Raw genomic sequence first — 6,160 nt, 5'->3', positions numbered from 1 at the left:
GTTGCGCTTTCTTTGAATAGTAGGCTTTGTTAAATCATCTAGCAATGCGGTTTTATCATAATGTGATAAAGGAATGCTGTGCTCTATATACTCTTCTATTTCATGCAGGTTATAAGCGTACTGCTCACATGCAAAGCTAATTGCATGACCTGATGCGCCCGCACGACCTGTACGGCCAATACGGTGAACGTAATCTTCACAATCATCTGGCAGGTCAAAGTTAAATACATGACTGACCTCAGGGATATGTAGCCCACGTGCTGCCACATCGGTTGCCACTAAAAAGTCTAATTCGCCTTTGGTGAATTGCGCTAATATAGATTGGCGTTTTTTCTGGTTTACATCGCCAGTGAGCATACCTACTCGGTGGCCATCGGCTTTTAACCAGGCATACACTGTTTCACAGCTGTGCTTTGTATTGGCAAACACAATGGCTTTCTCTGGCCATTCTTCCTCAATTAAAGTTAATAGCAGCTTAATTTTATCTTCTTGAGAAGGATGAAATAGCTCTTCTTTAATTCGCTTACCTGTTTTAACGTCTGGCTCGATTTGAACGTGCTCAGGATTGGTCATATGTTCAAAGGCAAGTTCTTGCACGCGATAAGAAAGCGTGGCAGAAAATAATAGATTTAATCTATCTGCTGTATCTGGCATACGGCGGAACATGTAACGAATGTCTTTTATAAAGCCTAAATCGAACATACGATCGGCTTCATCAAGCACAACTACCTCAATTTCATTAAGGGTGTAACAGCCTTGCTTGTACAAATCGATTAGTCGACCTGTAGTACCAATTAAAATATCAACGCCTTTTTCTAATTGTGCACGTTGTTTTTCGTAATCTTCGCCACCATATACTAAACCTAAGTTAAGATTACAGTGCGGCGCTAAAATTTTAGCATCTTTGTGTATCTGAATCGCAAGCTCCCGAGTCGGGGCCATGATCAGGGCTCTTGGATGTTTACTAGGTGCTTTGCTAGATTGTAATAACCGATGGCACGTGGCAGTTAAAAACGCCAACGTTTTGCCCGTACCTGTTTGTGCTTGGCCCGCGATATCGCGTCCGTCACAAATAAAAGGTAGGCATTTTGCTTGAATGGGTGTGCAATATTCAAACCCACTTTCGGTTAAACCGGCAACCACTTCCGGTGCGATAGCAAAGTCTGAAAACTTTTTATCGGTCAAATGTGTCTTAGTCATAGCGTTTAAGCATAACGTTTAAACTTGCAATAAGAAACAAGAGTGTTTAAATACGCACTAAATATTTCGCCTAACTAAATCGGAGAGCGCAATGAGCGAGAAAATAATCCAAATTACTGACGATAGCTTTGAAGCCGACGTATTACAATCAGACAAGCCTGTACTAGTAGATTTTTGGGCTGAGTGGTGCGGACCTTGTAAAATGATCGCCCCTATCCTTAATGAAGTAGCTGATGAATATGAAAGCCGTGTAACAGTTGCTAAATTAAACATCGACCAAAACGCGGGTACACCGCCTAAATTTGGTATTCGTGGTATTCCTACTCTGCTTATTTTTAAAGACGGCCAAGTAGCTGCAACGAAAGTTGGTGCGCTTTCTAAAACTCAACTTATTGAGTTCTTAGAAAACAATATCTAAGTAAAAATTAAAAAAAAGGGCGTTTTTGCCCTTTTTTTGTGTTTATTTTGTATAAAGACTGGACGCTATGCCAGTGAACTGCTAGTTTATAAAGCCAACTAATCCTTAGTTATATTCAACAAACCTCACTCAACTATCAAAGCGATTTTGAGTATGACAATTGTAATAAAGAACCCACCAATATGCATTTACGCGAATTAAAAGACAAGTCTATAAAAGAACTTGTAAACTTAGCTGAGTCCATGGGGCTCGAAAACGTAGCCCGCTTAAGAAAGCAAGATATCATTTTTGCTATTCTTAAAGCACACGCCAAAGGCGGAGAGAACATCTTCGGTGGCGGTGTACTAGAGATTTTACAAGATGGTTTTGGTTTTTTAAGATCATCAGAAGCATCTTACTTAGCTGGCCCAGATGATATTTATGTATCTCCAAGCCAAATTCGCCGTTTCAGCATGCGTACTGGCGATTCTATTTCAGGGCTTATTCGTCCACCTAAAGATGGCGAACGTTACTTTGCTTTATTAAAAGTAAATGAAGTTAACTTCGATAAACCTGAAAACTCTCGCACTAAAATTCTTTTTGAAAACCTTACCCCACTACATGCAAACGAACGTTTTCGTATGGAACGCGGTAACGGCAGTAAAGAAGACATTACCGCTCGTGTACTTGATTTAGCATCTCCAATTGGCCGTGGCCAACGTGGTTTGTTAGTAGCACCGCCTAAAGCGGGTAAAACAATGCTACTGCAAAACATTGCACAATCAATTACTCACAATCACCCAGATGTTACATTAATGGTTTTACTTATTGATGAGCGTCCGGAGGAAGTAACCGAGATGCAACGCCTCGTTAAAGGTGAAGTTATTGCATCAACGTTTGATGAGCCAGCTTCTCGCCACGTACAAGTTGCAGAAATGGTTATTGAAAAAGCAAAACGTTTAGTTGAGCACAAAAAAGATGTGGTTATCTTGCTTGATTCAATCACCCGTTTAGCGCGTGCTTACAACACTGTTATTCCTTCATCAGGTAAAGTACTTACCGGTGGTGTTGATGCTAACGCACTGCACAAGCCTAAGCGCTTCTTTGGTGCTGCACGTAATGTTGAAGAAGGCGGTAGCTTAACAATTATAGCTACAGCACTTATCGACACGGGCTCTAAAATGGATGAAGTTATCTACGAAGAGTTTAAAGGTACCGGTAACATGGAACTACACTTAAATCGTAAGATTGCTGAAAAGCGTGTATTCCCTGCCATCGACTTTAACCGCTCTGGTACGCGTCGTGAAGAACTACTTACTAAGCCAGATGAGCTACAAAAGCTGTGGATTTTACGTAAGATTGTTCATGAAATGTCAGAGATTGATGCAATGGAATTCTTAATTGATAAGCTTTCTATGAGCAAAACGAACGATGAATTCTTCGATTCGATGAAACGCCAATAAACGCGTTTTCGTTACATAAAAAAAGCGCCTAGGGCGCTTTTTTTATGTTTAAACGACTAATACCAATCGGCTTAGATATTTAGCCTTTCTAGCATACTAAATAAAGCGTTAATGGCGTTATAAATTTCTTATGTAGAGCAACTTCGTGTCAAAATTCATGCCTTCTTACCACTCTATTTATCTGTCGCTATAAATGTCTAATAACCTAACACGATTGGTATAATTAACTCTCGTTATATTTTTTAAGTACACGCTGTAATTCATCTACAAGCTTTTGAATGTGTTCTTTGCTTTGGCTTTGTTTATTGAGTAAAGCCATATCGAGATTTTTAGCGGCTTTGGCAATATCGTCTAACGCAAACATTTGCGCAGCGCCTAAAATACGATGGCTGTCTTTTTGTAGTGCCTCTAGGTCATTACTATTATGGTGCTGACTTATGGTTTCGCTTTCAAACGTGAAGCTTTGCTTAAAACTTGTTACTAAGTCGCTCATGTCTATCTTAGCTGTATAGGCTGCCTCTTGTTTTGCTTCACCTAAATGCTGGGCAAGGGTGTTATAAAACGCGTTTTTATCTAATGGCTTACCTAAATACCCTGTAAACCCTAGGGCAAGATAATCATCAACTTCATGGCTCATTGCATTGGCCGTTAAAGCAAAAATAGGCGCTTGAAAGCCGCACTGTTGCAACAACGAAAACGCAGCGCGCCCGTCCATAATAGGCATTTGTATATCAAGCAGCACTAAATCTGGGTATATTTGTAGGCACTTCTCAACCGCTTGCTCGCCATTTTCTACCGCAATAACTTCAAGCCCCATAGAACGTAAATAACGACTTATGAGTCTGCGATTGTCGGGATGATCCTCAGCCAGTACTACACGCCCGGTTAACTGCTTAACCTGTTCAGCGGTGTTTACATGTTCGTACTCATCTAGCTCTTTTTCAACTTCTATACAGGGTAAAAACAGCGAAAACTGACTTCCGCGTTTAAACTCACTTTGTACGCTAATGTAGCCGCCCATCATAGAGGCTAGCTGTTGAGACAAACTAAGCCCTAATCCGGTGCCACCAAAGCGGCGGCTAATACTGTTATCGGCTTGGCTAAAGCATTCAAATATTTGTTTTAGCTGTGATGAATTCATGCCAAGACCGGTGTCTTTCACTATAAAAACAAGCCCTTGCTCGGTTTTGTTTAAAGACACAACTACCTGCCCCGCCTGCGTAAACTTAACAGCATTAGCACATAAATTAATGAGTATTTGCTTCACCCGCATTAAATCGAGCTTGGTATAAAACGCATTGCCTACATGGTTATCAAAACGAATTTGTAAATGCTTCGCCTTAGCCTGCGTAATAAACATGGCATGTACATCGCTAACTAGCTGCACTATGTCAAAGCACGAAATATTAAGCTCTAATCTGTTTGCTTCTATTTTACTTAAATCGAGTACGTCATTAATTAAACTTTTTAAGTGATCGCTATGTCGTTGAATTATTTTTAATTCATCTTGTAGGTTTTCAGGCTCGTAAAAACCATTAATTAAATCATCTGTTTGGCCTAAAATAGCGGTGAGCGGGGTTCTAATTTCATGGCTAATATTTGCCAAAAACTGGCTTTTAACATCATTTGCTTCTCGCAACTCTTGGGCAATAGCTTGTAGCTCTGCTGTACGCTGCGCAACTTGTTCTTTTAATAACTGCTTGGCACGCTTTTCAGCGCCCCGACGATAAAGCGCGGTGCCCGTTACAATTACTAAAAATAATAAAACAAAAATAAAAACCGTAAGCTGCGAACGTTGGCTCATTTTTAACTTTTGTACTTTTCGCTCTTGCTTAAGTTTTTGAATTTCTTGATTTAACTGAGTAGCTTTAAATTGATTTTGCAGTACAGCTAAAGCGCTGGTAATTGTTTCGCTATTTATACCGCGCTGCTTTGCTACAAACTTTTCGTGCAGAGTTAATGCCTCAGCGTAGTTGCCTTTGCTTGCCTCTAGGAGCGAGCGTGTACCAAAAGCATCGCGCTTTATACGCACACTATTATATTGTGTGGCCAAATCGGTTGCTTTATCTAAGCTTTTTTGCGAATCAGCAAGCTCGCCTCTCACAAATTGTATTTTAGCCAATGCATGTAAGGCGTTAAGCTCTAAACTGTGATTAGCAATTTTAAGGGCATTTTGTACCCCCAATTTAGCTTGCTCGTAGGCAACATCCACGTTATTAAGAATTAAATTGATGTTTGCTAAATTAGTATATTGGGTAGATAACTTATTATAATCATTGGTAGAAATATAATAGCGCAGTGCCATTTGATAATAATGCAGCGCTAAATCAAATTGCGAACTTTCGCAGTAAGCAACCCCTAAATTATTGTTAACTTGCGCTATACCGCTGGTATCAGCTAATTTTTGATAAACTTTAAGTACTTCTTTATAAAATAAAATGGCGCTTTCGTAACGTGATAACCTTATGTACACCCCTGCTATATTTAGCAAAATATCAGCTTGGTCTTGAGCACTGCCCTTTTTCTCATAAATCTCTTTTGCTTTTAAATAATATTCGAGCGTTAGCTCCATATTATTCATTTCGAAGTACGCTAAACCAATATTACTAAGCAGGTTTGCAAGCTCTACTTGCTTATTGTTTTTTTCAACAATCACCATGGCACGGCTATATTCAACAATAGCTTGCTGAAAATATCCCTGAAAATAAAACACAACGCCTTGCATTTTAATGGCTCTAAAGTGCATATCTGGTAGGTAGTTTAAGGAAGTGTGCTGTTCTAATTTTTTAAAATATAGCAGGGCATTTTCAAAATCATCTGAGGAGAAGGCTAAATCGGCAAGTTCAGAATACACACTGACCTTTTGGGATTCTGTAATATTTTTTGCTTCAAGCAGTGCATTACCGAGCGTGAGTTTTACATCCCACTGCTGCTCTTTTTTAAATTCATCAAATAAAGATACACTATTTTGAGCAAAGCTTGGCAGTATGAACACACAACATAAAACAAATAAAAGGCACTTCAATTTGCCTTGCATAATATTATTCCTTCAAACTTTAGCTTTAGTCAGTGTAATCTTTATTGAAGATACACAACAAAA

Annotated in this window: 4 protein-coding genes (1 of these 4 only partly in view); 2 read left to right on the top strand and 2 right to left on the bottom strand. The window is 39.4% G+C overall.

Annotation, left to right across the window (positions count from 1 at the left end):
• A protein-coding gene (gene rhlB, locus VOI46_RS00640) for an ATP-dependent RNA helicase RhlB (RefSeq protein WP_024032051.1) crosses the window boundary here: on the bottom strand, positions 1–1,200 show its 5' portion. 78 nt of this gene lie to the left of the window's left edge; 1,200 of the gene's 1,278 nt are visible here — the first part of the coding sequence; its start codon is at positions 1,198–1,200; its stop codon lies off the left edge, out of view.
• Positions 1,201–1,291: 91 nt separating this feature from the next.
• On the opposite strand from rhlB, the gene trxA reads away from it, so the two are divergent.
• Positions 1,292–1,618, top strand: coding sequence for a thioredoxin TrxA (gene trxA / locus VOI46_RS00635; RefSeq protein ID WP_282337866.1), 327 nt, complete (start codon positions 1,292–1,294; stop codon positions 1,616–1,618).
• A gap of 182 nt (positions 1,619–1,800) precedes the next feature.
• The gene (rho, locus tag VOI46_RS00630) at positions 1,801–3,060 is read left to right on the top strand and encodes a transcription termination factor Rho (RefSeq protein ID WP_004588958.1); all 1,260 of its coding nucleotides are present in this window, start codon (positions 1,801–1,803) and stop codon (positions 3,058–3,060) included.
• Positions 3,061–3,283: 223 nt separating this feature from the next.
• Here the strand turns inward: rho and VOI46_RS00625 are convergent, their stop codons facing one another.
• Positions 3,284–6,097 carry an ATP-binding protein gene (locus tag VOI46_RS00625; protein WP_324738122.1) on the bottom strand — a complete coding sequence of 938 codons (2,814 nt, stop codon included), beginning with the start codon at positions 6,095–6,097 and terminating at the stop codon, positions 3,284–3,286.
• Positions 6,098–6,160: the final 63 nt, after the last annotated feature.

The organism is Pseudoalteromonas sp. CuT4-3 (assembly GCF_035666335.1).
GTDB lineage: Bacteria > Pseudomonadota > Gammaproteobacteria > Enterobacterales > Alteromonadaceae > Pseudoalteromonas > Pseudoalteromonas atlantica.
The sequence above is the reverse complement of the archived record's forward strand: the minus strand, read 5'-3'. Positions and strand labels throughout refer to the sequence as shown.

Coding starts and splice junctions, on each gene's coding strand:
- trxA (WP_282337866.1), top strand. CDS start 1,292: ATGAGCGAGAAAATAATCCAAATTACTGACGATAGCTTTGAAGCCGAC.
- rho (WP_004588958.1), top strand. CDS start 1,801: ATGCATTTACGCGAATTAAAAGACAAGTCTATAAAAGAACTTGTAAAC.
- VOI46_RS00625 (WP_324738122.1), bottom strand. CDS start 6,097: ATGCAAGGCAAATTGAAGTGCCTTTTATTTGTTTTATGTTGTGTGTTC.